General features: G+C 74.7%; 19 protein-coding genes. 10 read left to right on the forward strand and 9 right to left on the reverse strand.

Translation table 11 applies throughout. The features are described 5' to 3' along the window. Window positions 1–111 precede the first annotated feature (111 nt). Window positions 112–780 carry a response regulator transcription factor gene (locus ACZ4XJ_RS02155; RefSeq protein ID WP_362880085.1) on the reverse strand — a complete coding sequence of 223 codons (669 nt, stop codon included), beginning with the start codon at window positions 778–780 and terminating at the stop codon, window positions 112–114. Next, entirely contained in the window at window positions 777–2,006 is a 1,230-nt protein-coding gene (locus ACZ4XJ_RS02160) for a sensor histidine kinase (RefSeq protein ID WP_468494965.1), read from the reverse strand. The genes ACZ4XJ_RS02155 and ACZ4XJ_RS02160 overlap by 4 nt, the downstream gene beginning before the upstream one ends. A gap of 277 nt (window positions 2,007–2,283) precedes the next feature. On the opposite strand from ACZ4XJ_RS02160, the gene ACZ4XJ_RS02165 reads away from it, so the two are divergent. Continuing rightward, complete coding sequence (locus ACZ4XJ_RS02165) at window positions 2,284–4,479, forward strand: MMPL family transporter (protein WP_362880087.1); 2,196 nt, start codon at window positions 2,284–2,286, stop codon at window positions 4,477–4,479. 73 nt (window positions 4,480–4,552) lie between these two features. Here ACZ4XJ_RS02165 and ACZ4XJ_RS02170 read toward each other — a convergent pair whose 3' ends face one another. The 3 genes from ACZ4XJ_RS02170 to ACZ4XJ_RS02180 form a co-directional block, all read right to left on the reverse strand. Beyond that, window positions 4,553–6,346, reverse strand: a complete 1,794-nt coding sequence (locus ACZ4XJ_RS02170) for an ABC transporter permease/substrate binding protein (protein WP_468494966.1) — start codon at window positions 6,344–6,346, stop codon at window positions 4,553–4,555. Then, window positions 6,346–7,407, reverse strand: coding sequence for a quaternary amine ABC transporter ATP-binding protein (locus tag ACZ4XJ_RS02175; RefSeq protein WP_362876315.1), 1,062 nt, complete (start codon window positions 7,405–7,407; stop codon window positions 6,346–6,348). The genes ACZ4XJ_RS02170 and ACZ4XJ_RS02175 overlap by 1 nt, the downstream gene beginning before the upstream one ends. A gap of 500 nt (window positions 7,408–7,907) precedes the next feature. Then, on the reverse strand, window positions 7,908–8,867 hold the full coding sequence (locus ACZ4XJ_RS02180) for a SigB/SigF/SigG family RNA polymerase sigma factor (protein ID WP_362876305.1): 960 nt from the start codon (window positions 8,865–8,867) through the stop codon (window positions 7,908–7,910). Between the two features lie 250 nt (window positions 8,868–9,117). Between ACZ4XJ_RS02180 and ACZ4XJ_RS02185 the strand changes: the two genes are divergently transcribed. After that, window positions 9,118–9,486, forward strand: coding sequence for a hypothetical protein (locus tag ACZ4XJ_RS02185; protein ID WP_468494967.1), 369 nt, complete (start codon window positions 9,118–9,120; stop codon window positions 9,484–9,486). Window positions 9,487–9,550: 64 nt separating this feature from the next. Here the strand turns inward: ACZ4XJ_RS02185 and ACZ4XJ_RS02190 are convergent, their stop codons facing one another. Together ACZ4XJ_RS02190 and ACZ4XJ_RS02195 are read right to left on the reverse strand one after the other, a co-directional pair. Further along, window positions 9,551–10,342, reverse strand: coding sequence for a GntR family transcriptional regulator (locus ACZ4XJ_RS02190; RefSeq protein WP_468494968.1), 792 nt, complete (start codon window positions 10,340–10,342; stop codon window positions 9,551–9,553). Window positions 10,343–10,476: 134 nt separating this feature from the next. Continuing rightward, on the reverse strand, window positions 10,477–12,024 hold the full coding sequence (locus ACZ4XJ_RS02195) for an IucA/IucC family protein (RefSeq protein ID WP_468494969.1): 1,548 nt from the start codon (window positions 12,022–12,024) through the stop codon (window positions 10,477–10,479). A gap of 212 nt (window positions 12,025–12,236) precedes the next feature. Here ACZ4XJ_RS02195 and ACZ4XJ_RS02200 point away from each other — a divergent pair, with 212 nt between their 5' ends. The 4 genes from ACZ4XJ_RS02200 (at window position 12,237) to ACZ4XJ_RS02215 (ending at window position 17,895) form a co-directional block, all read left to right on the forward strand. Beyond that, window positions 12,237–13,748, forward strand: a complete 1,512-nt coding sequence (locus tag ACZ4XJ_RS02200) for an IucA/IucC family protein (protein ID WP_468495436.1) — start codon at window positions 12,237–12,239, stop codon at window positions 13,746–13,748. Window positions 13,749–13,779: 31 nt separating this feature from the next. Continuing rightward, the gene (locus ACZ4XJ_RS02205; RefSeq protein WP_362876301.1) at window positions 13,780–14,439 is read left to right on the forward strand and encodes a class I SAM-dependent methyltransferase; all 660 of its coding nucleotides are present in this window, start codon (window positions 13,780–13,782) and stop codon (window positions 14,437–14,439) included. 185 nt (window positions 14,440–14,624) lie between these two features. Beyond that, window positions 14,625–16,133, forward strand: coding sequence for an FAD-binding oxidoreductase (locus tag ACZ4XJ_RS02210; protein ID WP_468494970.1), 1,509 nt, complete (start codon window positions 14,625–14,627; stop codon window positions 16,131–16,133). A gap of 28 nt (window positions 16,134–16,161) precedes the next feature. Further along, on the forward strand, window positions 16,162–17,895 hold the full coding sequence (locus ACZ4XJ_RS02215; protein WP_468494971.1) for a serine protease family protein: 1,734 nt from the start codon (window positions 16,162–16,164) through the stop codon (window positions 17,893–17,895). On the opposite strand, the gene ACZ4XJ_RS02220 is transcribed toward ACZ4XJ_RS02215, so the two are convergent. Continuing rightward, the gene (locus tag ACZ4XJ_RS02220) at window positions 17,849–18,364 is read right to left on the reverse strand and encodes a hypothetical protein (protein ID WP_468494972.1); all 516 of its coding nucleotides are present in this window, start codon (window positions 18,362–18,364) and stop codon (window positions 17,849–17,851) included. The genes ACZ4XJ_RS02215 and ACZ4XJ_RS02220 overlap by 47 nt on opposite strands. Window positions 18,365–18,798: 434 nt before the next feature. Here ACZ4XJ_RS02220 and ACZ4XJ_RS02225 point away from each other — a divergent pair, with 434 nt between their 5' ends. The 4 genes from ACZ4XJ_RS02225 to ACZ4XJ_RS02240 all read left to right on the forward strand — a co-directional run bounded on the left by ACZ4XJ_RS02225 (window position 18,799) and on the right by ACZ4XJ_RS02240 (window position 23,297). Next, window positions 18,799–20,187, forward strand: coding sequence for a sensor histidine kinase (locus tag ACZ4XJ_RS02225; protein WP_468494973.1), 1,389 nt, complete (start codon window positions 18,799–18,801; stop codon window positions 20,185–20,187). After that, window positions 20,184–20,864: a response regulator gene (locus ACZ4XJ_RS02230; protein WP_468494974.1), complete on the forward strand. Its 681-nt coding sequence runs from the start codon at window positions 20,184–20,186 to the stop codon at window positions 20,862–20,864. Before ACZ4XJ_RS02225 ends, ACZ4XJ_RS02230 begins: the two co-directional genes overlap by 4 nt. Window positions 20,865–21,036: 172 nt before the next feature. Beyond that, window positions 21,037–22,080, forward strand: coding sequence for an alpha/beta hydrolase (locus ACZ4XJ_RS02235; protein WP_468494975.1), 1,044 nt, complete (start codon window positions 21,037–21,039; stop codon window positions 22,078–22,080). Window positions 22,081–22,085: 5 nt separating this feature from the next. Beyond that, window positions 22,086–23,297, forward strand: coding sequence for an acyltransferase family protein (locus tag ACZ4XJ_RS02240; protein ID WP_468495437.1), 1,212 nt, complete (start codon window positions 22,086–22,088; stop codon window positions 23,295–23,297). 73 nt (window positions 23,298–23,370) lie between these two features. Here ACZ4XJ_RS02240 and ACZ4XJ_RS02245 read toward each other — a convergent pair whose 3' ends face one another. Next, window positions 23,371–23,793: a DUF350 domain-containing protein gene (locus tag ACZ4XJ_RS02245; RefSeq protein WP_281205358.1), complete on the reverse strand. Its 423-nt coding sequence runs from the start codon at window positions 23,791–23,793 to the stop codon at window positions 23,371–23,373. Between the last annotated feature and the right edge of the window lie 11 nt (window positions 23,794–23,804).

Below are 23,804 nucleotides of genomic sequence, written 5' to 3' on the forward strand. Positions count from 1 at the left end.
TGGCACTGTGCCATGCGGGCCCCTTCCTCCGCACGGGCGAATCGTCCAGTGTTTTCGCTGGTCAGCGGTTAGGGCGCCGGACGGATTCGGGTCCTGCGGGGCACATGGTGATCAAGTGGCCCTCCGATCGGCCTCGACCAGCCCCGACTCGTAGGCGGCGATCACCGCCTGGGCGCGGTCGCGGACGCCCAGCTTGGTGAAGATGCCGGTGATGTGGTTCTTCACGGTGGAGACGCTGATGTCGAGTTCGGCGGCCACGGCGGCGTTGTCGAGGCCGCGGGCGAGCAGCCGCCAGATCTCCAGCTCACGGGGGGTGAGGCCGGTGGGCGCGTCCGGCACGGGTCGGGGCTCGCGCGAAGGGGCCCGTACGTAGGTGGAGATGAGTCGGGTGAGCAGGCGGGGGGCGACGACGGCCTCGCCCGCGTGGACGGTGCGGACGGCCGCGATCAGCTCTTCCGGGGACACGTCCTTGGGCAGGAAGCCGTAGGCGCCGGCGCGCAGCGCGGCCACCACGTACTCGTCCATGTCGAAGGTGCTCAGGGCCAGGACCCGGGAGCCGGGCCGGGCGGCGGCGAGCCGTTCGGTGGCCTGTACGCCGTCGAGGACCGGCATCCGGATGTCCATGACGACCACGTCGGGCTCCAGTCGAACGGCGAGGTCGACGGCCTCGGCGCCGTTCTCGGCCTCGCCCACGACCTCGACGTCCGGTTCGGGGGCCAGGATGAGGGCCAGGCCCCGCCGCACGAGGGGTTGGTCGTCGGCGATGAGCACGCGGATCATCGGTGGTGTTCCTCTCCTTCGGCGGCGCCGGCTCCCGGTGCCACCGGGAGCCGGGCCGCGACCCGGAACCCGCCCCCGTCCAGCGGGGCGGCCTCCAGGGTGCCGCCTTGCAGGGCGACGCGTTCACGCATTCCGATCAGACCGTACCCGCCGCGTCCCGGGGCCCGCGAAGCCGCGGTGCGCCGGCCGGCCTGGGCGCCCGGGCCGTGGCTCGTACCCGGACCGCTGCCGTCCCCCGCGGCCCGGCCGGTGCCGCCGTCGCGGACCTCGACGGTGACCTCGTCGGGGCGGTACGTCAGCCGTACCCGGGCCCGGGAGTTCCCCGCGTGCTTGCGGGCGTTGGTCAGGGCTTCCTGGACGACCCGGAACACGGTGAGGCCGACCGTCGGCGGCAGCGGACGTACGGTTCCGTCGACGGTGAGCTCGGTGTCCATGCCGGCGAGCCGGGCCTCGGTGACGATCCGGGCCAGGTCGTCGGCCCCCGGCTGCGGGGCGGGCAGGCCCGATTCCGGTTCCTCACCGGCCCGCAGGACGTCGAGCAGTTGGCGCATCTCGCCCAGGGCCATCCGCCCGGAGCCCTCCAGCGTGACGAGGGCCTCGCGGGCGGCCTCGGGGTCGTGCGCGAGGTTGGCCCGCGCACCGCCGGCCATCAGCTGCATGGTGGTGATGTGGTGGGCGACGATGTCGTGCAGTTCCCGGGCGATGCGCCGACGTTCCTCGGCGAGGGCCCGCTCGGCACCCAGGGCGCGGTGGACCTCGGCCTCCCGCTGCCGGTGGTTCACCACCAGGGCGGCCCCGACGACGATCACGGCGGCGGCCGCGTTGGCGAGCACGCCCCACCCGCCGGGGAGCAGCATCCCGCCCTGTCCCATCGAGGGCGCCGGGACGGCCACCAGGCCCGCCGCGACCACCACGGCGGGCCGGCAGCTCCGGGCGACCGTGTACAGGGCGATGACCAGGCCGAGGCCGAAGTGCGGTGCGACCGGCCCGGCCGTGTTGACCACGACTCCGAGGGCGAGGACGGCCGCGAGGACGAGCACCGGCCGGCGGTGACGGAGGATCAGGGTCAGTCCGGAGAGGACCAGCGCGAACGCCGCCGGTATCCCGAGGGGGTTGCCGTCGAACTGGCTGGTGACGGCGAAACCCAGCAGGTCGGCGGCGGCGGCCCCGACCGCCACCAGGGCGTCGTTGCGCGTCCACGCCGGCTTGTCGGTGCGCGTGCTCATGTGTCGGTTCCTCCCCCACGGGCCGCGGCGCCCGGCCGGTGCCGGGCCCGCCGCGCCCGGAATCCGTGGATCCATTCTGGCACCGGCCGGCGCCCCGACCACCGGCCCGGGGTCGGGTCCGCGACCGGGACTCCGGTCCTGGTCGGGGCGGGCGCCACGACCGTGGTCCCGGTGCGGAGATCATCCTGCGCCCGGACGACGACGGGCCCGTCCGCTGATGGTCTTGAAGGGACCGACCGGGTTGTCCGGCGCGGTCTTCACGGACCGGAGGAGACAAGTGATCCGCGCCCTGACGGGATGCTCGACGAGGAATCCGTGGAAGGTGATCGCCCTGTGGGCGGTGCTGGGCATCGCGCTGACCATCATGGGTCAGGCGTTCGTCTTCCGCGCGACCCAGACGGGCAACGGCGACTTCCTGCCCGCCCACTACGATTCGGCGGCCGCGCTGAAGATCGCCGAGGAGAGTTTCGGGGTGCGCCCGGACTCCGACCCGCTGACGGTCCTGGTGGCCCGCGGTGACGGGGCCGCCCTCTCCGCCGCCGACGAGCGGCGCGTGGACGAGGTGACCGACCGACTGGCGCGCGAGCGGATCACGATGCCCGTCACCGAGGACACCATGCCCTTGGCGCAGGACCATTCGCAGGTGCCCGTGTTCGGCGGACGCCTGACGGCGCCGGACCGCGCCTTCCGGCTGGTGTCGGTGGAGTTGACGGGCAACCCGGCGGACCCGGGGGTGCAGGACACCTACCGGGCCTTCCGGGACCACGCCCGTGACGCCTTCGGGGAAGCGGGCCTGCGGACCGGCTTCACCGGCGGGCCGGCCACGGTCGTGGACACGGCCGACGCGGAGAAGACGCGTACGACGGTGGTGGGGGCGGTGATGACCGGGCTGATCGTGCTGCTGCACGTGCTGGTGTTCCGCAGCCCGGCGGCCGCGCTGCTCCCGCTGGTCGCGGTGGCCGTCATCGGTGGCGCGGCGACGGGCGTCGTCGTCGGCGCCTCCCTGCTGACGGGCATCCGGCTGGCCCCTTCCACTCCGGGGCTGATCAGCGTGGTGCTCGTGGGCATCGGGATCGACTACTTCCTCTTCCTCCTGTTCCGCTTCCGCGAACGGTTGCGCGCGCACCCGGAGCAGTCGGGCCGCGACGCGGCCCGGGAGGTCGCGGGCCGGGTGGGGACGGCCGTGACGTCCGCGGCGCTGACGATCGTGGCCGCGTTCGCCACGCTCGGGATCGCCTCCTTCGGCCAGTTCCGCGTGCTGGGTCCGGCGATCGCGGTGTCGGTGCTGGTGATGCTGCTGGGCAGTCTGACGTTGATGCCCGCGCTGCTCGCCGTCACCGGGCGCGGGATGTTCTGGCCGTCCCGATCGCTGCGGCGCGAGCCCCCCGTCGGCGCGGCCGGACGGCTCGGCGCTCTGGTGGCGCGGCGTCCGTTGGCGCTGGTGCTCGCCTCGGTGGCCCTGCTCGGGGCGCTCGCGGCGGGGTTGAGCGGGATGCGCATGGACTACGGGCAGGGCGGCGCGGGCGGCGAGCGTACGGGCGCCGTGGCGACGGCGGAGGAGATCGCCCGGTCCCTGCCCGCCGGGGTCTCGGATCCGACCGGCGTGTTCGTCGCCGCCGAGGACGGCGTCCCCTTGAGCACCGAGCGGGTGTCCGCCCTCGCCGGGGCGCTGGCGAAGGTGCCGGGCGTGGGCCGGGTCGCGCCGACCGTGCTCAGCGAGGACCGGGGCGCCGCGCGCATCGACCTGTCGCTGACGGCCGGTTCGGGCACGCAGCAGGCTCGTGACCTGGTCTCGGGACCGGTGCGGGAGACGGTGCGCGCACACCTGCCGGCGGGTACCGCGGCGCACGTCGGGGGCACGGCCGCGATCTTCGCCGACATCGCGGTGGCGGTGGACGAGGACCTCAGGGTGATCTTCCCGGTGGCGGCGGTCCTGATCGGGATCATCCTGCTCGTGCTGCTGCGGAGCCTGCTGGCGCCGGTGGTGCTGATGATCGCGGTCGGGCTGGGTTTCGCGGCCACGCTGGGGGCCTCGACGTTGGTGTTCCAGCACGGACTGGGGCGGCCCGGCGTCGACTTCACGCTGCCGCTGGTGTTGTTCCTCTTCGTGGTGGCGCTCGGCACCGACTACAACATCCTGATCGGCGACCGGATCCGGGAGGAGATGGACGGGCCCGGCTCCGCCCGAGCGGCGGTGGCCCGCGCCGTACGGCACACCGCGCCGGCCGTCGCCACGGCGGGCCTGGTGCTGGCCGCGTCCTTCGGAAGCCTGGCGGTGAGCCCGCAGCCCGGGACGCAGCAGATCGGCTTCGCGACGGCGGTGGGAATCCTGCTGTCCGCGTTCGTGCTGTCGATCGTGCTGGTGCCCGCCGTGACCGCGCTGCTGGGCCGGTCCACGTGGTGGCCGGTGAAGCCGCGGGCCGCCGCCCGGCCCGCCGGGGCCGCTCCGGTGGAGCGGGTCCCGGTGGGCTGAGGGCAGCGGCCCGATCCGGAAGGCGCCGGCGCGCGGGGACCCGTACGGTCCCGCGCGCCGGCGCCCCCGTCGCTCACTTCAGTGCGGCGATCTCCGGGTGGTCCTTCAGCCAGGCGCGGACCGCCTGCTGTTCCTTGCCCTTGCCGGTCCCCTGGATCTTCGCCTCCAGGCCGGTGAGCTGCTCCTCGGTGAGCTTGAAGGAGCGCAGCCACCGGGCGATCTCGGGCTCGTCGGCGGCGAAGCCCTTGCGGGCCAGGGTGTGGATGCCGTCGCCCTTGCCCCAGACGCCCTTGGGGTCCTCCAGCTTGGTCAGCTCGTAGGAGGAGTAGGCCCAGTGCGGGGACCAGAGCACGGTCACGACGGGTTCCTTCTTGTCGTAGGCGCGCTTGAGCTCGGCGAGCATGCCGGGGGTGGAGCCGTCGACGACCTGGTACTCGCCCTCCAGCCCGTACTCCTTCAGGACCTTGTCCTTGAGGATCCCCATGGCGCCGGCGCTCGGCTCGATGCCGATGATGCGGCCCTTGAACTGCCCGGCCTTGCCCTTGAGGTCCGCGAGGGAACGAACGTCCTTCACGTACGAGGGCACGGTCAGCTCCAGCGACGTGGGGCCGTACCAGGAGCCGAGGTCCTCCAGCTTGTTGCCGTACTTCTCCATGTACGAGGCGTGGGTGACCGGCAGCCAGGAGTCGGTCTGGAAGTCGATCTGGCCGCCGGCGAGGCCGGTGTAGAGCGCGCCGGCCTCCAGTTGGCGGGCGTCGACCTCGAAGCCGCGCCGCTCCAGAAGTTCCTTCCACAGGAAGGTGGAGGCGATGCCCTCGTCCCACGGGATGTAGCCGAGGGAGACCTTGCGGCCCTTGCCGATGTCGTCGGCGCCCGCGGGCCCGTCCTCGGACGTGGAGCCGCCGAAGGTGCTCAGACCGCCGGCGACGAGGGCGAGCACCACGGCGGCGGTGACCGCGTAGGCCGGCTGGGGGCGGTGGTTCCACAGCTTCGAGGCGCCGCTCGCGGCGGCCCGGGCGCGGGCCAGGGCGCGGCGGCCGAGCGGGGAGACCTGCCGACCGAGCGCTCCGGTCATCCGGTCCAGGTACATGGCCAGGATGACGATGGAGAGGCCGGCCTCGAAGCCTAGGCCGATGTCGACGTTGCCGATGGCGCGGTAGACGGCGCCGCCGAGACCACCGCCGCCGACCATGCCGGCGATGACCACCATGGACAGGCCGAGCATGATGACCTGGTTGACGCCCGCCATGATCGTGGGCAGTGCCAGCGGGAGCTGGACCCGTACCAGGGTGTCGCGCGGGGTGGTGCCGAAGGCGTCGGCGGCCTCGACGAGTTCCGCGTCGACCTGGCGGATGCCGAGCTCGGTCATCCGTACGCCGGGCGGCAGCGAGAAGATGATCGTGGCGATGATGCCGGGGACGACGCCGACGCCGAAGAAGATGATGCCCGGGATCAGGTACACCATCGCCGGCATGGTCTGCATGAAGTCCAGGACGGGCCGCAGGACGGCGCTCACCCGGTCGGATCGGGACGCCCGGATGCCGAGCGGGACCGCGATGGCCAGCGTGACCAGGGTCGCGACGAGGACCAGGGACAGGGTGGACATGGCGTCGTCCCACAGGCCCAGTGAGTCGACGAGCGCGAAGCCGACGAAGGCGAGCAGTCCGGCCAGGAGTCCGCGCAGCCACCAGGCGGCGACGGCGAGGATGCCCGCGAACAGCAGCGGGGCCGGGGCGGACAGGACGGCGTCGATGCCGTCGTAGAGGCCGGTGACGAGCGAGCTGATCGCGTCGAACAGCCAGGACAGGTGGCTCTGGAGCCAGTCGACTCCGCTGTCGACCCAGGCGCCGAGGTTGAGGCGGGGCATCAGGCGGCCACCTCCGTGCAGGCCAGCGGGGGCCGTTGTTCGTCGCCCATGAAGGCGATGAGGCGGTCCTGGGGCACGGTGCCGACGACGGAACCGTCCGCGCCGGTCACCGCGACCGGGTGCGGGACCCGGGCGCTGACGGCGCAGACGTCGGCGAGCGGGGTGCCGGCGGTGACGGTCGGACAGGCGCAGGCGTCCGCGTCGGCGGGGGCCTCGTCCATGACGGCGTCGGCGGTCAGGACGCGGGAGCGGTCGACGTCCTGGATGAAGGAGGCGACGTACTCGTCGGCGGGGCGGGTGAGGATGTCCTCGGCCGTGCCCTGCTGGACGATCCGGCCGTCGCGCATGACGGCGATGCCGTCGCCGAGCCGCATGGCCTCGTTCAGGTCGTGGGTGATGAAGACGATGGTCTTCTTCAGGCGCTTCTGGAGTTCGAGGAGCTGGTCCTGCATGTCACGGCGGATCAGCGGGTCGAGGGCGCTGAACGACTCGTCCATCAGGAGCAGGTCGGCGTCGGTGGCGAGGGCGCGGGCCAGGCCGACGCGCTGCTGCATGCCGCCGGACAGCTCGTCGGGCCAGGACGACTCCCAACCGCCGAGCCCGCACAGCGCCAGCGCCTCGGCGGCGCGCCGTTCGCGCTCGGCCCGGGGGACTCCCTGGACCTCCAGACCGTAGGCCGCGTTGGCGAGGACGTCGCGGTGCGGGAAGAGCGCGAAGTGCTGGAAGACCATGCTGATCTTGGTGGAACGGACGTGGCGCAGCTCGCGCGGGGAGAGGGCCGTGAGGTCCTCGCCGTCGAAGAGGATGCGACCCGCGGTGGGCTCCAGCAGTCCGTTGAGCATGCGCAGCAGCGTGGACTTGCCGGATCCGGACAGGCCCATGACGACGAAGATCTGGCCGGGTTCGACGCGGAAGGTGGCGTCGATCACGGCTGCCGTCGTCCCCTCGGCGCGCAGCTCGTCGCGGTCCGCGCCGCGGTCGAGCGCGCGGACCGCTGCCGCGGTCTCGTCGGGGTGTCTTCCGAACACCTTGTAGACGTGTTCGGCCTGGAGCGTGGACACATGCACCTCGGGGGTCGTACCGGATCCGTCCCGACGGTGGCTCCGGCGGCGCGGGGAGCGGTGCGGGATCGGCCCGCGTGCGCCACGCCCGCGACCAACCGGCCGGAGTGCATGGTTCCGCTCCAGCCGCCCGTTTGCCCCGGCGAACTCCGGGCAAACGGGGAGGTGATCCACCTCACGCCGCGGGCGGCGGGTGGGTGAGTCGACTCATGCCCGGGGGCGGTGGACGACGAATGGCGCGGGTCACGCCCGGAACGGCGGACGGCGCGTGACGTGACGCGGCTCACGGTCGGGGCGACGGACGGTGCGGGCCGCGACGCACGGGCGCGGCGACGGACGGTGCGGGCCGCGAGGCACCGGGCCGCGCGGGTGGTGCGGCTCACGGCCGGGGGCGCGTTCGCGGGCGGGCGTCGGGGTGGATTCGGCCCCGGACATGCCGCCGGGGCGGGCGGCCGGTGGTCCGGCTCGCGCCCGCCCGGTGGGGGCTCGGTGGTGCGGGGTCAGGACCGACCGACGAGGGCGGGGTGCGCCGCCGTCTCCGGGTCCTCCAGCATGGACGTCCGCAGGTGGGCCAGGAGGCGGGTCAGCAGTCGGGAGACCTGCATCTGGGAGATGCCCAGGGCCGCGCCGATCTGGGCCTGCGTGAGCTCCTCGCCGAAACGCATCTGCAGCATCCGGCGCTCGCGGTCGGTGAGCTGTTCGAGCAGCGGGGCCAGGGTCTGGATGTCCTCGACGAGTTCCATCGCCGGCTCCTCCTCGCCCATGACGTCGGCGAGGGTGTGGCCCTCGGTGGGCCCGTCGCCGTGCTCGGTGTGCGGGGCGTCGAGCGAGCCGCTGGTGTGGCCGTTGGCGGCGACCAGGCCCTCGACGACCTCCTCGTCCGTGAGGTCGAGGTGGGCGGCGAGGTCGGAGACGGTCGGCGAGCGGTCCAGCCTGACCGTCAGCTCCTCCTTCGCCTTGGCGATGTCTATGCGCAGCTCCTGGAGCCGGCGCGGGACGCGGACGGCCCAGCTGGTGTCACGGAAGTGCCGCTTGATCTCGCCCGTGATGTACGGCATGGCGAGGGTGGAGAACTCGTTCTCGCGGGCCGGGTCGAACCGGTCGATGGCCTTGATGAGCCCGATGGTGCCGACCTGGACGATGTCCTCGATGTCGCCGCCGTCACCACGGCCGCGGAAACGGCGCACGGCGTACTGGACGAGTGAGGCGTTCATCTCGATGAGCGTGTTGCGGACGTACTGGTACTCCGGCGTGCCCTCGGAAAGCTCGCGCAGACGCTTGAAGAACGCCTTCGACAGCTCCCTCGCGTCCGACGGAGCCACTTCGCGCGGCTCGTCGATCCGGGGCAGGCCCGCACTGCGGGCCGCGGCCTCGGCGCTCCGGCGGGGGCCGGGGACGGCGGTGGCGCGGGTGTCGATGGCGTGGTCGGTAGTAAGGGTGGTGGGGGCGGGTACCGGCATGGGGTTCGCTCCTTGGGCTGGTCGGCTTGCGGCGCGGGACCTTGACTGCCGTAGATGTTGGCCTTCTTCGACGCGTACGTCAAGAAACACCGGAAAACCGTTTCGCGTCTTGCGTCACGTGAATCAAATGGCGCATCATGACTCCATGGGGAGTATGACGCGCCGACAAAACTGGACATTCCTAACGAATCACGCACGCGTTCTGGTGACCATCGCCCGGGACCCGGCCGTTCGACTCAGGGATGTCGCCGTGACGTGCGTACTGACCGAGCGGACGGTACAGACGATCGTGGCCGACCTGGAGTCGGACGGGTACCTGCGCCGCGTGCGCGACGGTCGGCGCAACCGCTACGAGATCTCCCCGGGCGCCGTCTTCAAGCACCCGGCGGAAGCGGGCGTCCAGGTGGCCGGCCTCCTCGCCCTGCTCACCGGAGCCCCCTCCGCACCGGACCATCCGGAGTCCTCCGCGGATGACGTTGACGAGCCCGACGGCCCCGACGACTCGGAGGGCCCCGACGACTCCGCGCCCGGATCGCTGGACTTCCTGGCCCCTCACGACGCGGCACCCGACGCCGCCCCCGACCCCCACGTCACGACCCCGGGCCGCGCCGCCGAATAGGCGCGCGCCGCGTCGCACCCGCGCACCGACCCGGCGCCGGCCTCCCCGTACGGGGCGCGCGGGCTCAGGTGACGCGGAATCCGATGGTCGCCGGGTCCCGGTGGAAGGTCAGCCGGGCCCAGGTGGGGAAGGCCAGGTCCGTGACGGCGACGAGCCGACCGCTGGGGTCGTGCAGGGTCCGGCGTACGGACAGGCCGCAGGAACCGGCCGTGGCCACGGGCGGGCTGGTGCGGGTCATGGTGATCGTCTCCGCCGAGCGGCCGTGCGTCGCGGCCCGTTCCAGCCAACGGTGCAGCGGTCGCAGGTCCTCGTCCCGGGGCGCGCCCTCCCGGTCCAGATAGCCGGCCAGTTCCGGGGTCCGGGCGACCGTGCGCGGGCACAGGTACGTGACGGCGTGCTGGAGCGTCTCCCCGGCGGGGCCGTGCGTGCGGTGGTGGTGGACCAGGGTGCGCTGCCCGCCTCTCATGCCGAGCAGCGTGGCGAGCGAGGGCGGCACCGTGACCAGGGTGAGCCGGGTGCTCGTGGGCGGGCTCGGCGGCGGGACCTGTCGCTCGGGAAGGTGCGTCGAACGTGCCGCGGGCGGCGCGGGCTCGCACCGCCGGGCCGTCGGTGCGGCGCCCGCCGCCCGGGTTCCCCGGCGGCCCGTCACGATCAGCCCGTCGGCGCGCAGTTCCTGGAGGGCGGCGCGGACGGTCTGCCGGTTGACCCCGTAGCGGGCGGCGAGGCTGCGCTCGGAGGGCAGCCTCGCGCCGCCGCCGGCGGGGTCGGTGCGGTCCAGTTCGTCGCGCAGCGCTGCGGCGATCCGCTGGTACTTGGGCGTGGCGGCCGGGCCGCCGCCCCGTGAGGGGGAGGGCATGACTTCTCCTCTGACGGGTGGTCAAGAAGTTCGCGGTCTGCCCGACCAACGTAGCATTGGTCTATACCTTTCGGTACGGGTGTGCCGCCGACCGGCGGGAGCTTGGCCGAATCGCACTCCGCGGGGCCGTTCCCTCAGCCGCGCAGGGGGTTGGGCAGCGGCAGGTAGCGCGCGTCGGCCCCGTCGGCCCGGGTCCATCTCAGCAGCAGGTTCGTCTTGGCCGGAAGACCGGATGCGGTCAACAACTCCGCGATCTCGGGGAGCCCGTACGCGGCGTCGTAGCGCAGGAACTCCTCGCGCACCGCCGGCCACACGGCGTCCGCGAACCCCGGATGGCGTTCGGCCAGGGCGCCCGCGATCTCCGCCAGGTGGTTGACGACCAAGCAGTACACCAGCCGCTGCCAAGCGGCTGCGCGCGGCGCGTCCTGAGGGAGTTTCACCCCCTCGGCGTCGCGGAAGAGGGCCTGCACCGGCATGCCCCGGTCGTCCACGGCGACGAGGCAGTTCTGCAGGTGGGCCTCCAGCACGATCCCGTGCCGGGCGAACAGGTCCAGCACGGGAGGCACCACGTGGCCCACATAGGCCCGCCACCAGGCATCCGGCGCGACCGGTCCGCCCGCCGGCGTGCCACAGGGGAAGTCTTCGGCGAGGGCGGCGGCCAGCAGCGGCGTCGCGCCCGGGACCACCGCCCCGCGCAAGCCGTCGCGGATCAGGACGGCGAGTTCCTCGAAGGCGAAGGCGGCGGTGCGGTAACCGAGGTCCCGGAGCCAGACGGCGTTCGAGCCCGTGCGCGTGCGCAGTTCGGCGAACCCGGCCTCGACGGCGGCGTCGACGCGCCGGAGTCCGAGCAGGTCGTGCCGCCACAACCGGCGCACGTCGTTGGTGATCCGTACGTCGAGGCTGAACTTCGCGAACAGGTCCGCCGCCGGGTCCGGTGCGTGGACGGTCCTGATCGAGGCGGTGGGCCACACCGGGAGCCTCGTCGGACCGAGCCGCAGCAGCCGGCCGTCGGCGAAGGCCTCGCGCACCGCCGGACGGCCCGCGACCAGGTCCAGCTGCCAGGGGTGCGCCGGCAGCGCCCGGTAGCCGGCCGGCGGGCGCGGGCCGTCGAGGATCCCGACGAGCGCGTCGAGCGCGTCGGCCGCGGCCGGGCCGCCCTCCTCGGCGACCTCGTCCTCGCGGATCCCCAGCACCACCAGCGGGAAGCGGGCGTGGGCCTCGGGCGCGTACGGCAGCCAACTCGCGGCGGGCGCCCCGCCGCGGGCCTTGGGGGCGGGATGGTGCGGATGCCCCATCACCAGGGCCTGTTCCGAACGGAGGTACGGGTCCTGCGGCGCGGCGGCATCGGCCCGCGCGGCCAGGATCGCGGCGACGGCGTCCCGGCTGTCGGTGATCTCGCCGGGGAGCTCGTCGTTGGGAACGCCGGTGTAGCGGAGCAACTCGTCGGAGGTGAGCTTGACCAGTTCCGTGTGGGTGAGCGGATGCCAGCCGTTCTCCGTGGCCAGTTCTGGTGCGGTGGGGCGGCGTCCGCCGCGCACCCGCAGCAGCCGGCCGCTGCCGCGCAGCCGGTGGACCTCCCCGCCCTCCGCGTCGGCCACCTCCCGCAACAGGCAGTTCAGCAGCGGAGTGGCGGCGTATGCGTCGGCGGCGGCGTTGAGGTCCACTGGTTCCATTCGGTCCATCCGGTGTGCCGGAGACCCGTACGGGGGCCGCCGGCCGTGATCTTCAGTATCGGCGATGATGACATGATCATCCGGCAAAGCGATCCGAAAGGAACGGGACCCTGGACCGCAGCACGCACGTCCCCGACCCACCCGGCTCACCGGACCCCTCGGGCTCGTTCACCCCGTCGGGCACCCCCGCCTCACCCGCCGAGGAGGCCGTCGCCGCCGCGCTGGCCGGCGTACGGCCCGGGCTCGGATCCGCGTACGAGGCCGCGCTGGACGGGGCCCGCGCGGCCGTGCTCACCCGGCTGTGGCGCGCCCTGGCCTTCGAGCCGCTGCCGTGGGTGGTGGGCCGCGAGCACGGCCACGGCTCGTTGACGTTGCGGCTGGCGGACGGCCGCCGGCTGGAGGGGCCGCCGGCGGACCCGTACGCGACCGCCGCCCACGTCGACGAGCTGAGGCTGGACGGTCGCGTCCACCGGCGGGCCGCCCGGCTGGTCGAGGCGTTGGGCGTGCCGCACGGCGCCGCCTTCGCCGCCGAACTCGACGACAGCACGGCCTCCCTCGCACTGTCCCGGGCCGGGCAGCCGGCGGGGCCGCAGGAGGAGCCGACGACCGGCTGGGAGTGGGAACAGCGGGTGGTGGACGGACATCCGTACCACCCCAACTGCCGTTCCAGGCCGGGCTTCTCGGTGGCCGAACAGTTGGCGTACGCCCCGGAGCACCGGCCGCTGGTCGAGCTCGGGCTGGTCCCCGTACGGGCCGAGGAGTGCCTGGTCACCGGGGCGTGGCCGGCCGAGTTGCGGGACGGCGGGCGGATCCTGGTGCCGGTGCACCCGTGGCAGGCGCGACACGTACTGAAAGGCGACGGTCGCCCGGGCGGCGGGACGGGTGGCGCGGCGCGTCCCGGCATCCCGGCGCATCCGCTGATGGCGCTGCGCACGCTCGCCCCGGCCGACGGCGGCCCCCACGTGAAGACGGCGCTCAGCACCCGGCTGACCTCCTCCGTACGGGACATCTCGGGCTACTCCATCGAGACGGCGGCCGTGGTGTCGGCCTTCGCCCACGCCCTGACCGCCCGCCTCGACGGACAACTGCACATCACCCGCACGCTGGGCGCTGCCACCGCGCACAGCCCGGACCTGGCGGCGGTGCTCCGCGAACCCCCGGAGGCGTACGCGGGTCCTGGCGAGCGGGTGGTTCCGGTGGCGGCGCTGGCGGGGACCGCGCTGGTCCGCTCGCCGTCCTGGCGGGCCGCGTTCGCCCGGCTCGCGCTGTCGGTGTGCCTGCGGGTCCTGGACCTCGGGGTGGCCCTGGAGGGCCACGGGCAGAACCTCCTGGTGGTCCTCTCCCCCGCCGGTGAACCCTTGCGGCTGGTCTACCGGGACCTCGCCGACATCCGGATCAGTCCGGAGCGATTGACCCGGCACGGGCTGGCGGTGCCCTCCCTGTCGGGACGGCTCGTCACGGACGACGCGTCGGTGCTGCGGCGCAAGCTCTTCGGGTCCCTGGTCGCCGGGGCCCTCGCCTCGACGGCGGGATCCGCGGCCGCCTTCGGCGAGGACCTGGCCGTCGCCCTCGACGGGGCCCCGCCCACCGCCGACACCGAGGCGCTGCGCGCCGGGCCGCTGCCGGTGAAGGCGCTGACCCTGATGCGGCTCAGCCCGGGTGTGCCCGGGGACCAGTGGGCGGAGCTCCCGCACCCGGCGAGCCGCCTCGCTCCGGGGTCCGCTCGGGGGTGAGTCGCGGGGTCGGTCGGGCTACGTTCGGGGCATGACAGAGACCTCGTACCTCCATGCCGTACGGGCGTTCTACGACGCCGTCGCCGTCGATCATGCCCGGCAGCCCGGCCCGGCCCTGGCGGGCCATCCGCTGGACCGGGCCATGCTGGGCGCGTTCGCCGCATGCGTGCGCGGCGACGCCGGGGGCGGGGCGGTCGCCGACCTGGGCTGCGGTCCGGGCCGGGTGACGGCGTACCTGCACGGGCTCGGCGTGCGGGTCTTCGGCGTGGACCTGTCGCCCGCGATGGTGGCGGCGGCCCGCCGCGACCATCCGGGGTTGCGGTTCGAAGTCGGGCCGATGGCGGCGCTGGACGTCGCGGACGGGGTCCTGGGGGGCGTACTGGCCTGGTACGCGACGGGCCACATACCGCCGGCGCAGCTGGCGCCCACCTTCGCGGAGTTCGCCCGCGTGTTGGCGCCGGGCGGCTACGCGCTCACCGCCTTCGAGGTCGGGGACGAACGGCGCCGGCCGCTGCGCGCCCACGGCCGGCCGGTCGACCTCGACGCGTACCTGACCCCGCCCGCACTGATCGCCGGGCTGCTGACCGAGGCCGGACTGACGGAGGTCGCCCGTCTCGTGCGGCAACCCGACGCCGACGAGGACGCGGTACGGGCCTTCCTGTTGTTCCGCAAACCCACGAGCGGCCGCTGATCCGCCGGTCGGGCTTCCCGTCGGTCCGCCGGTGGGGCTTCCCGTCGGTCCGCCGGTGGGGCTTCCCGTCGGTCCGCCGGTGGGCTCGCCGGCGCCACTTGGTGCGATAAGCCGTTCGGGCGGCAAAAACCGGTTCGCGGTCCCGCCTTCGCCGCGATCCGGTCGGGCGGTGGCAGGAAGGAGGGATGAGCCTCCAACGCCGCCGGGTCCTCGCGGGTGCGGCCGCCGCAGTCCTGGCCGGGGTCGGGGCGGCCGGCCCTGCGCCCGACGTCGGGGCTCTCGCCCGGGCGATGGACGGCCGACTGGTCCTGCCGGGTGACGGGGACTACGCCGAGGCACGACAGTCGTTCCAGCCGCGCCACGACACCGTCGCCCCAGCGGCCGTGGCCTACCCCGCGCACGCCGGTGACGTGGCCGTCTGTCTGGAATTCGCCCGCCGCTCCGGCGTCCCGGTGGTGCCGCGCGGCGGCGGCCACAGCTACCCGGGGTGGTCCACGGTGGCCGGCGGGCTGGTGATCGACGTGGGGGCGATGGCCCGGATCACCCTCGCGGGGGACGAGGTCCGGATCGGTGCGGGCGCCCGACTCGCCGAGGTGAACGCCGACCTCGCCGCCCGCGGCCGGGGAATCCCCGCCGGACTGTGTCCGTCCGTCGGGATCGCCGGGCTCACCCTCGGCGGCGGCCTGGGCCTGTCCTCCCGCGCCCACGGCACCACCTCCGACCGGCTCCTCGGGGCCCGGGTGGTGACCCCGGACGGGGTCGTACGGGAGACTGACGCCGGGGCGGACCCGTCGTTGTACTGGGCGCTGCGCGGGGGCGGCGGAGGGAACTTCGGGGTCGTCACCGAGTTCCGGTTCCGCACCCATCCGGTCGGCGACGCCGCGTTCGCCGAACTGCACTGGCCGGCCGCCGGATCCGCGGCGGTGCTCGACGGTTGGCAGCGCTGGCTGGGCGCGCTCCCCGATCCGTTCTGGAGCCAGGTGGAGTTCACCCTGGAAGCCGGTCCCGTGCCCGCCCCGGCCGTACGGATCGTCTGTCTCGACGGGCGCGCGGAACTGGAGCGCCACCTGACCCGACTCGCCGACCTGGTGGGCCGGGGACCGCAGGACAGCTGGATCGTCGTACGGAGCCACGGCGACACCCTGCGGGCGATGGCGGGCTGCCAGGAGCGGACCGCCGCCCAGTGCCGGCTGCCGGGCACCCTGCCCGGCCGGGACCCCCGGGGCCGCCTGGGCCGGGAGTCCTACGCGGCCCGCTCCGACTTCTGGCGTGCGCCCGGGCTACCCCGGGGCGCGGTGGCGGCGGTGCTGGACGCCGCTCGGCGGTACGGGCGCGCCGTACCCGCCGGCGGGCGCGGGGTGATCCAGTTCGACGGGGTGTGCGGCGGGGCGGTGAACCGGACGCGGGCCGACGCGACCGCCTTCGTCCACCGTGACAGCGCGTTCCTCGCCCAGTACCTCGCCCATTGGCCCGAGTCGGCGTCCACCACCGAGGTGGCCGCGCACCGGGCCTGGCTGGACGGACTCTGGCAGGACCTGCGCCCGTGGGCGGGCGGCCGCGCCTACCAGAACTACGCCGACCCGAAGCTGACGGCCTGGCGGGAGGCCTACTACGGGCCGAACCTGCCCCGGCTGGAGGAGGTCCGGCGTTCCTACGACCCCGGCCGGCTGTTCCGTTTCCCCCAGGCCGTCTGACCCCCGTCACCAACAGGAGTGAGCAGGCATGCGACGTACGTTGACGGTGGTTGCGGCCGCGGCCGCACTGCTGCTGCCCGGTGGGCCGCTGCCCGCCGCCGGGTCGGCCAGCGCGGAGGCGGCCGCCGGACTCTGGTCGTCACGCGAGGCCGCCGCGTTCTGGACACCGGAACGGATGGCCTCCGCCCTCCCGATGCCCGACCCGGTCCCTGACGCGCCGCCCGGCGTCCGGGGGGCCGCACTCCCCGTACCGGATCCGGCGGCGGGGGGCGGGCTGCCGGAGCCGCAGGAGCCGGTGGGGGACGGCGCGGTCGCGAACGGATCGGGGCCTGACGGCTCCCCGACGGCCGACGCTCCGGCGGATCCTGCCGCGTCCGGCCCTGCGGGAGAACCCCCGGCGGGGCAGGATCCGCCGACCGCGGCTCCGAAGGGACACGACACCGCGGCCGGGTCCGCCGACGGGCGGGCCGCCCCGGAACCGGGACCCACGTCGGCGTCGGCATCGGGCCGGACCGGTGGGGCCCCCGCGGCCCCCACGGCACCCGCACCGACGGTCCCGCCCGAAGCCGCCGGGCAGGGCGGCGGGCCGGGCGAACCGATTCCGCCCGCTCCCGCGTTGGCCACCCCCGCGACGGGATCCGTCCCCGGCGTTCCCGAAGCGACCGCGCCCAGCCCGGCCCCCGCCCTCCCGGGCGCTCCCGCAGGCCCGTCCGAAGCGGCGACCCCGACCGGCCCGGCCCCCGCCCTCCCGGACGCTCCCGCAGGCCCGTCCGAAGCGGCGACCCCGACCGGCCCGGCCCCCGCCCTCCCGGGCACTCCCGCCGGCCCGTCCGAAGCGGCGACCCCGACCGGCCCGGCCGTGCCCACGCCCGGCTCCCTCCCGGAACCCGCACCCGCCACCCCGACCGGCTCGGCGGAACCCGCACCCGGCGCCACCGGCCCCGTACCCTCCCGGCCCGCGCCGGCGCCGCGGCCCGCGCAGCCCGCTCCGAAGCCGACGCCGAAGCCGGTCGCCGCGCCGATCCCGGCGTCCGCCCGGGCCGGCGTGGGCAAGGACTTCGGCGGGAGCCCGGCCGTCGGGCGGATGTTCGTCATGAAGGGCGGCGGCGCGTACTTCTGCACCGCGAGCGTGGTCTCCTCCCCCGGCCGCAACCTGGTGCTCAGCGCGGCGCACTGCCTGCTCGGACCCGACTCCCGCCAGGTGGCCTTCGTACCGCGCTACACCAAGGCGAAGCCGCAGCCGTACGGCATGTTCCCGGTGCTGCGCGACGCGGGCGGTCGGCCGAGGATGTGGATCGACCCGCGCTACCGGCGCGAGGGGCCCGACCGGGCCGCCACCCTCGACGTCGCCTTCGCCCGGGTCGGCCCGAACTCCCGCGGGACGGCGGTGGAGAACGCGGTCGGCGGGAACCGGCTGGTCACCGGGGCCACGTTCGGCCACTCCCGGGTCACCCTGATCGGCTACCCCTCGTCGGCGGCGCGCCCGCGCGTCTGTTTCAACCGGACGACGAAGTTCACCAGCAAGGAGGTGAGGATCCCCGGCTCCTTCCTGCGGATCGCCTGCACCGGCTACCCGGGCGGCACCAGCGGCGGCCCGTTCCTGACGCGCTACAACCAGCGGACGGGAACCGGCGACGTGGTCGGGGTCATCGGCGGTTGGAAGACCGGCGGGACCACGCCCGACATCTCCTACAGCTCGTACTTCGGCGCGCAGGTCAGGAAGCTGTATCAGGCTGCGGTCTCCGGGGCGCGGGTGGGCTGAACACGGGCGGGGGGAGCACGAGTGGACCGAGCACGCGTGGCGGGAGCACGCGTGGCGGGAGCACGCGTGGCGGGAGCACGCGTGGCGTGAGCACGCGTGGGGTGGGCACGGGCGGGGTCAGGCCCCGTACCCGGCGGGTCCGGCGCGGGTTGCCCACCGAACGCGGGGTGGCCGGTACGCCCTCGGCGGTCAGCGGGTCGGCCGGCGCGAGGGTGAGCCGGCGGCGCAGGTCCGCGAGGGCCGCGTGCACCGGCGCGAGGGCGACCTCGGCGCCGGGGTCGATGAGGGCGAGGGCGTGCGCGGTCGTCTCGATCGTCTCGGCGGCGTCCTCGGCGGCGGTCCGGCTCCACCCGCCGGGCCCGCCGTCGCCCCAGAGCCGGACGGCGTCGTAGAGGTGACAGGCGGCGTCGGCCGCGGCGTCGGCCCGTTCTGCGACGCCCGGCGCCGCGATGGTCGGCAGCAGCTCCATGCCCGCTCAACGAGCGGGACCCGCCGGGGGAACGAGCCCGGGGCGTCGCATCCGCCCCGAGTTCGCGCCCCGAGTTCGCGTCCGGGGTTCGCCGCGGGGTCGGACGACCTGCGCCTCATCGAACCGGCGGAGCGCGCCCCGGTCGCGGAAGTGGTCCGGGCACGATGACGGGGCGGTTCCCGGCCGGACACGGCCCCGTACCCGGGAAGCGGTCCGGCGGAAGCCGACGGGCGAGCGCCGGTCAGCTCGGGCCTCGGCACAACCGGGCCAGGGGACCGGCGGTCCACGGGAACGACGGGCCACGGGAACGGCGGGCCGCCGCCCCTGGCGTCGTACCGAGCCCGGCACTGCCGCGTGCGGGTCCGTGCCCTCCGCCACACCGGGCCCTTCTCCCCGCGTCCGCGCGGGCCCCCGGCGCATAGGGTGGTCCGATCATGAGTCTCAGAGACCGGTTCCGTGCCCGCGGCGCCGCCCCCGACGCGGCTCGCGCCGTCGGGGTCGAGCGTGCCGCCAGGAGTTCTCGTACCGGGCGGGGGGAGGCCGGCGCGCGGGCGCGGGTCTCCGTCCTGCTGCGGGCCCCCGCCCGGCCGGGCGAGCCGCTGTTCGCGCGGGCGCCGGCGCGGTGGCAGCGGATGCTGCCGTACGTGGTCGTCGGCATCTTCGTCGTGACGCTGATCCCGGTGACGATCGCCGTGCTGATCAACGACTACGGTCTGGGCGGCGGCTGGGCGGGTGCGCTGGGCGTGGCGCAGACGGTGCCGCTGCTGCTCGCGGTGACCCGGCCGGTGGCCGCGTGGGGCATGGTGCTCCTCGCGGACGTCGTGGGGGCCCTGCTGCTGATGGGCGCCGACCGGGTGGCCGGAGGGTCTTGGCCGTGGCCCCCGATGGTCATCGTCGGGTACCTGGTGCTGATGGCCTGTCTGGGACTGCGCGAGTCGATCCGGACGCTGGTCCAGGTGTGGCTGGCCACGGGCGCGGTCGGGGTGGTGCTCGGCGGCTTCCTCCAACCGGGCGGGGTGACCAACACCGGCGCGTTGCTGTTCGTGTTGGCCGGTGCGCTGTTGGCGGTGACCGGGGTGCTGCGCGGGCTGGGTGACGCGCAGCAACGCGTCGCCGAGCAGGAGAGCATCAGCGAGGCGGAGCGGTCGCGACGGACGTTGCTGGAGGAACGGGCGCGGATCGCGCGGGAGTTGCACGACGTGGTGGCCCACCACATGTCGGTGATCACGGTGCAGGCCGATTCGGCGCCGTACCGGCTGCCCGGCATGGCGGAACCGGTGCGTGCGGAGTTCGAGGCGATCGCCGCCGGCGCGCGTGAATCCCTGGGCGAGATGCGGCGGTTGCTGACGGTGCTGCGCGGTGACGGGACGGGTGACGGCGAACGGGCCCCGCAGCCGGGGATGGACCGGCTCCAGCAGTTGGTGGAGGCGATCGTACGGGCCGGGCAGCCGGTGGAGTTGTCGCTGGCGGCCGGCGCGGCTGAGGGGGTGCCGCCCGCGGTGGACCTGTCGGCGTACCGGATCGTGCAGGAGGCCCTGGCGAACGTGGTGCGGCACGCGCCGGGCGCGCGGACCCGGGTGTCGGTGACCCGGGATGCCGGGGAGGTGCTGGTGTTGGTGGTCAACGGCCCGGCGCGGGACGCCGTGGTGGAGCTGGAGGGTTCGGGTACGGGCCACGGTCTGGTGGGGATGCGCGAGCGCGTACGGTTGACCGGCGGGACCCTGGACACCGGGCCGCTGCCCGACGGGGGCTTCCGGGTCGCCGCCCGCCTCCCGCTGCACGGCGGGGACGGGTCCGCCGAGACGAACGAGGACAGCAGTTGACCATCCGCGTGATCATCGTCGACGACCAGGCCATGGTGCGCGCGGGGTTCGCCGCGCTGCTGTCGGCGCAGGCCGACATCGACGTGGTGGGCGAGGCCGCCGACGGGCGCCAGGGCGTGCTGGTGTCGCGGACCGTGCACCCCGACGTGGTGTTGATGGACGTACGGATGCCCGAACTCGACGGGCTCTCGGCGGCCCGCGAGCTGCTCGATCCGCCGCCCGGGGTGGTGCACCGGCCGAAGGTGCTGATGCTGACGACCTTCGACATCGACGACTACGTGTACGAGGCCCTGCGCGCGGGCGCGTCCGGGTTCCTGCTGAAGGACGCCCCGCCGGCGGACCTGATCGCCGCGGTTCGGATCGTCGCCTCGGGCGAGGCGCTGCTGGCGCCGTCCGTGACCCGGCGCCTCATCGCGGACTTCGTCCGGCAGCGGCCGGCGCCGCGCAAGTATCCCGCGCTGCGGTTGAACGGGCTGACGCCGCGTGAGACCGAGGTGTTGGAACTCATCGCGCGGGGGCTGTCGAACCAGGAGATCGCCGCCCATCTGGTCCTCGCGGAACAGACGGTGAAGACCCACATCGGTCGGGTGCTGGGCAAGTTGGACCTGCGCGACCGGGCGCAGGCGGTCATCTTCGCGTACGAGGCCGGTCTGGTCCGCCCCGGCGACTCCGCCTGACCGGCGGACGCCCTTCGACCCGGGTCCGAACGGGTCCGCCACCGGACCCGAACCGGCGTCGTCTCCTCCACCCCCTACTGGGGTATGACCCTCGGGTTGGCTCCCCGGTGGGACGTGCCTGGCGGTACCTCCTTCTTACCTTCCTCCTCGTCACGAGGAGAGGAGAAGGGGCATGCGCCGCTTCGCAAGGACCATGGGGGCGGCCGTGCTGGCCGTGGCCGTCGTCGCGGGAACCGCCGGTTGGGCCGCGGGGGACAGCCAGGTCGTGGTCACCGGGCCGCCACCGGGTACCGCCGCATGGCGGGCCGCCGGCACGGCGGAGCGGCCGTTGCCCGATCCGTGGACGGCGACGCCGGCCGAGGTCGCCCGGTTCTTCGGCGGACTGGACACCGACCGCGAGCGGGAGTTGCTGCGCGGCCACCCGTTGGTGGTGGGCAACCTGGAGGGGACTCCTCTCCCCCTGCGGTACGAGGCCAACCGGCTGGCCATCACCGCCACGGGTGAGGCGCGCTACGCCTCCCTCGCCGCTCCGGGCCGGCAGATCCTGGCCTTCGACCCCCGGGGGCGGGGTCAGGTCGTCGAGGTGTTCGGGGATCTGGAGCAGGCCGTGCACGTCTCGGTGATCGTGCCCGGGGCGGACAACGACGCCGTGTCCCACGACGCCCCGCGCAGGCCGGCCACCGGCCCGGCGGGCACGGCCCGCGCGTTGCGGGCGGCGGCGGGCGGGCGGAGCGCCGTCATCGCGTGGAGCGGTTACACGACGCCGGTCGGGGTCGGCGTGGACGCGGCGTCCGGCCGGCTCGCCGAGGCCGGCGCGGTCCGGCTGGCCCGGTTCACGGCGGGCCTCGACGCGGTCGGCGCCCCGGATCCGGTGCTCTTCTGCCACAGCTACGGCTCGGTGGTCTGCGGACTGGCGGCCCGGCACACCGATGCCCGTGACATCGTCGTGTTCGGCTCGCCGGGGATGCGGGCGGGCCACGTCGGCGCGCTGCGGACCGGCGCCCGCGTCTGGGCCGCCCGCGGCCCCTCCGACTGGATCGCCGACGTACCGAACGTGGAGGTCGGCGGGATCGGGCACGGCGCCGACCCCGCCTCCGCGGGGTTCGGCGCCCGCCGGATCCCCGCGGGCGACGTCGAGGGCCATACCGGCTACTTCGCCCCCGGCACGCGCACCCTGACCGCGTTCGCCTCGATCGCGCGGGGAGAGTCCCGATGAGCGCGATGTCCCTCGTGCGCGGGGCGGCCGAACGGATCGAGCGGCGGACCCCGTCGCACCGTGACCGGGCCGTCGACGGGCTGCGGGCCCTCGCCCTGCTCGCGGTGCCGACCGGGCACTGGCTGCTCGGCGGCTTCACCCTGGACGCCGACGGCGGCCTGCACAACGCCAGCCCGCTCGCCGCCTTCGGGGGCCTCGCCCCGGCGAGCTGGGTGCTCCAGATGCTCGGCGTCTTCTTCCTGGTCGGCGGTTACGCCTCGGTGCTGTCCTTCCGGCGTCGCCCGGGCTCCACCGGGGCCTGGCTGAAGGCGCGGATCGTCCGGCTGGGGCGGCCGGTGCTCGGGGTGACGGCCGTGTGGGCGCTGGTCGCACCGGTGTTGTACGCGGCGGGGGTGCCGGAGGTCACCCTGCGGACCGGGGCCACGCTGGTGGTCCAGCCGCTGTGGTTCGTCGGGGTGTACGTGGTGGTCACGGCGCTGACCCCGTACTGCGTGCGGGCGGCGCGGCGGCTCGGCGGATGGGCGGCGGCTCCGCTGCTCGTGTCCGTCGCGGTGGTGGACCTCCTGCGCTACGGGCCGTTCGCGGAGGCCGTGCCGTCCTGGCTGCCGGTGCTGAACGTGCTGCCGGGCTGGCTATTCGCGTACCAGCTGGGCGTGTCGTGGGGTGAGGGGCGGATCGGGCGGCGCGGGGCGTGGCTGCTGCTGGCGGGCGGGGCCGCGCTGTTCGCCGTACTGCTGGTGGTGTTCCACTACCCGGCGTCGATGGTCGGGGTGCCGGGTGAGGCGCGGACGAACTCGCACCCGCCGTCGCTGCTGGTGGTGGCGCTGGCCTCGGCGCAGTCGGGGGCGGCGATCCTGCTGCGGGACCGGTTGGCGGGGCTGCTGGCGCGGCCGCTGCTGTGGGCGCCGGTGGTCGTGGTCAACCTGTGCGCGATGACGATCCTGTGCTGGCACCAGAGCGCGATGCTGCTGGCGGCCGTCCCCGCCTCCCTGGTGGGTGAGGTGGCCGGTCTGACGACGGCGCCCGTGACCGCGGGGTGGATCGCGGCGCGGGCCGCGTGGCTGCCGGTGTTCGCGCTGCTGCTGGTGGTCATCGCCCGGTACGCGCGCCGCTTCGAGGCGCCGCCCGCGGCCGGCCGGCGGTCTTCGGTGGCGCGCAGGGCCGTGGCGGGGCTGCTCGCGGCGGGGTTCGCGGTGTTCGCCCTGGGTCTGGCATAGCAGCCGCGGACAAGGCGAGAGCGCCGCTCCCGATGGGGAGCGGCGCTCTCGTGGGTGCCGTGCGGGCGCCGGGTCAGGCGATGGAGGCCGCCACGATGGCGGCGACGGCGAGGTTGCAGCACGCGGTGACCCAGACGGCCGGGTGCGGCTCCGGGTCGACGACGATGGCGCCGAGCTTGCCCGGGGTGACGAGGTCCAGCACGAGGAAGGCCACCGCCATCAGGATCAGGCCGAGCAGGCCGAAGGCCGCGGTGGACAACAGGCCCTTGCCGAAGTCCTCGTACGTGGTCCAGATCGAGGTGAAGACGATGCCGCCGATGCCGAGGAGCGCGGAGCTGAGCAGGAGGGCGGCGTTGCGGTTTCGCTCCTCCCAGATCTGCTTCGGGAGCTTCCCGGGCGTCAGCACGTCCACCAGGACGATGCCGAGGATCAGCAGCACCAGGCCGAGGGCGCCGAACGCGCTGGTGCGGCCGAGTCCGTTGATGATGTCGCTCATTGAGAAGCCTG

It is taken from the genome of Streptomyces sp. NPDC029836, from assembly GCF_055574495.1.

What these genes read in the sequence shown, in the direction of transcription:
- ACZ4XJ_RS02155 (WP_362880085.1), bottom strand. Translation starts at nt 780, where the DNA reads ATGATCCGCGTGCTCATCGCCGACGACCAACCCCTCGTGCGGCGGGGC.
- ACZ4XJ_RS02160 (WP_468494965.1), bottom strand. Translation starts at nt 2,006, where the DNA reads ATGAGCACGCGCACCGACAAGCCGGCGTGGACGCGCAACGACGCCCTG.
- ACZ4XJ_RS02170 (WP_468494966.1), bottom strand. Translation starts at nt 6,346, where the DNA reads ATGCCCCGCCTCAACCTCGGCGCCTGGGTCGACAGCGGAGTCGACTGG.
- ACZ4XJ_RS02180 (WP_362876305.1), bottom strand. Translation starts at nt 8,867, where the DNA reads ATGCCGGTACCCGCCCCCACCACCCTTACTACCGACCACGCCATCGAC.
- ACZ4XJ_RS02190 (WP_468494968.1), bottom strand. Translation starts at nt 10,342, where the DNA reads ATGCCCTCCCCCTCACGGGGCGGCGGCCCGGCCGCCACGCCCAAGTAC.
- ACZ4XJ_RS02195 (WP_468494969.1), bottom strand. Translation starts at nt 12,024, where the DNA reads ATGGACCGAATGGAACCAGTGGACCTCAACGCCGCCGCCGACGCATAC.
- ACZ4XJ_RS02205 (WP_362876301.1), top strand. Translation starts at nt 13,780, where the DNA reads ATGACAGAGACCTCGTACCTCCATGCCGTACGGGCGTTCTACGACGCC.
- ACZ4XJ_RS02210 (WP_468494970.1), top strand. Translation starts at nt 14,625, where the DNA reads ATGAGCCTCCAACGCCGCCGGGTCCTCGCGGGTGCGGCCGCCGCAGTC.
- ACZ4XJ_RS02215 (WP_468494971.1), top strand. Translation starts at nt 16,162, where the DNA reads ATGCGACGTACGTTGACGGTGGTTGCGGCCGCGGCCGCACTGCTGCTG.
- ACZ4XJ_RS02220 (WP_468494972.1), bottom strand. Translation starts at nt 18,364, where the DNA reads ATGGAGCTGCTGCCGACCATCGCGGCGCCGGGCGTCGCAGAACGGGCC.
- ACZ4XJ_RS02225 (WP_468494973.1), top strand. Translation starts at nt 18,799, where the DNA reads ATGAGTCTCAGAGACCGGTTCCGTGCCCGCGGCGCCGCCCCCGACGCG.
- ACZ4XJ_RS02235 (WP_468494975.1), top strand. Translation starts at nt 21,037, where the DNA reads ATGCGCCGCTTCGCAAGGACCATGGGGGCGGCCGTGCTGGCCGTGGCC.
- ACZ4XJ_RS02240 (WP_468495437.1), top strand. Translation starts at nt 22,086, where the DNA reads ATGTCCCTCGTGCGCGGGGCGGCCGAACGGATCGAGCGGCGGACCCCG.
- ACZ4XJ_RS02245 (WP_281205358.1), bottom strand. Translation starts at nt 23,793, where the DNA reads ATGAGCGACATCATCAACGGACTCGGCCGCACCAGCGCGTTCGGCGCC.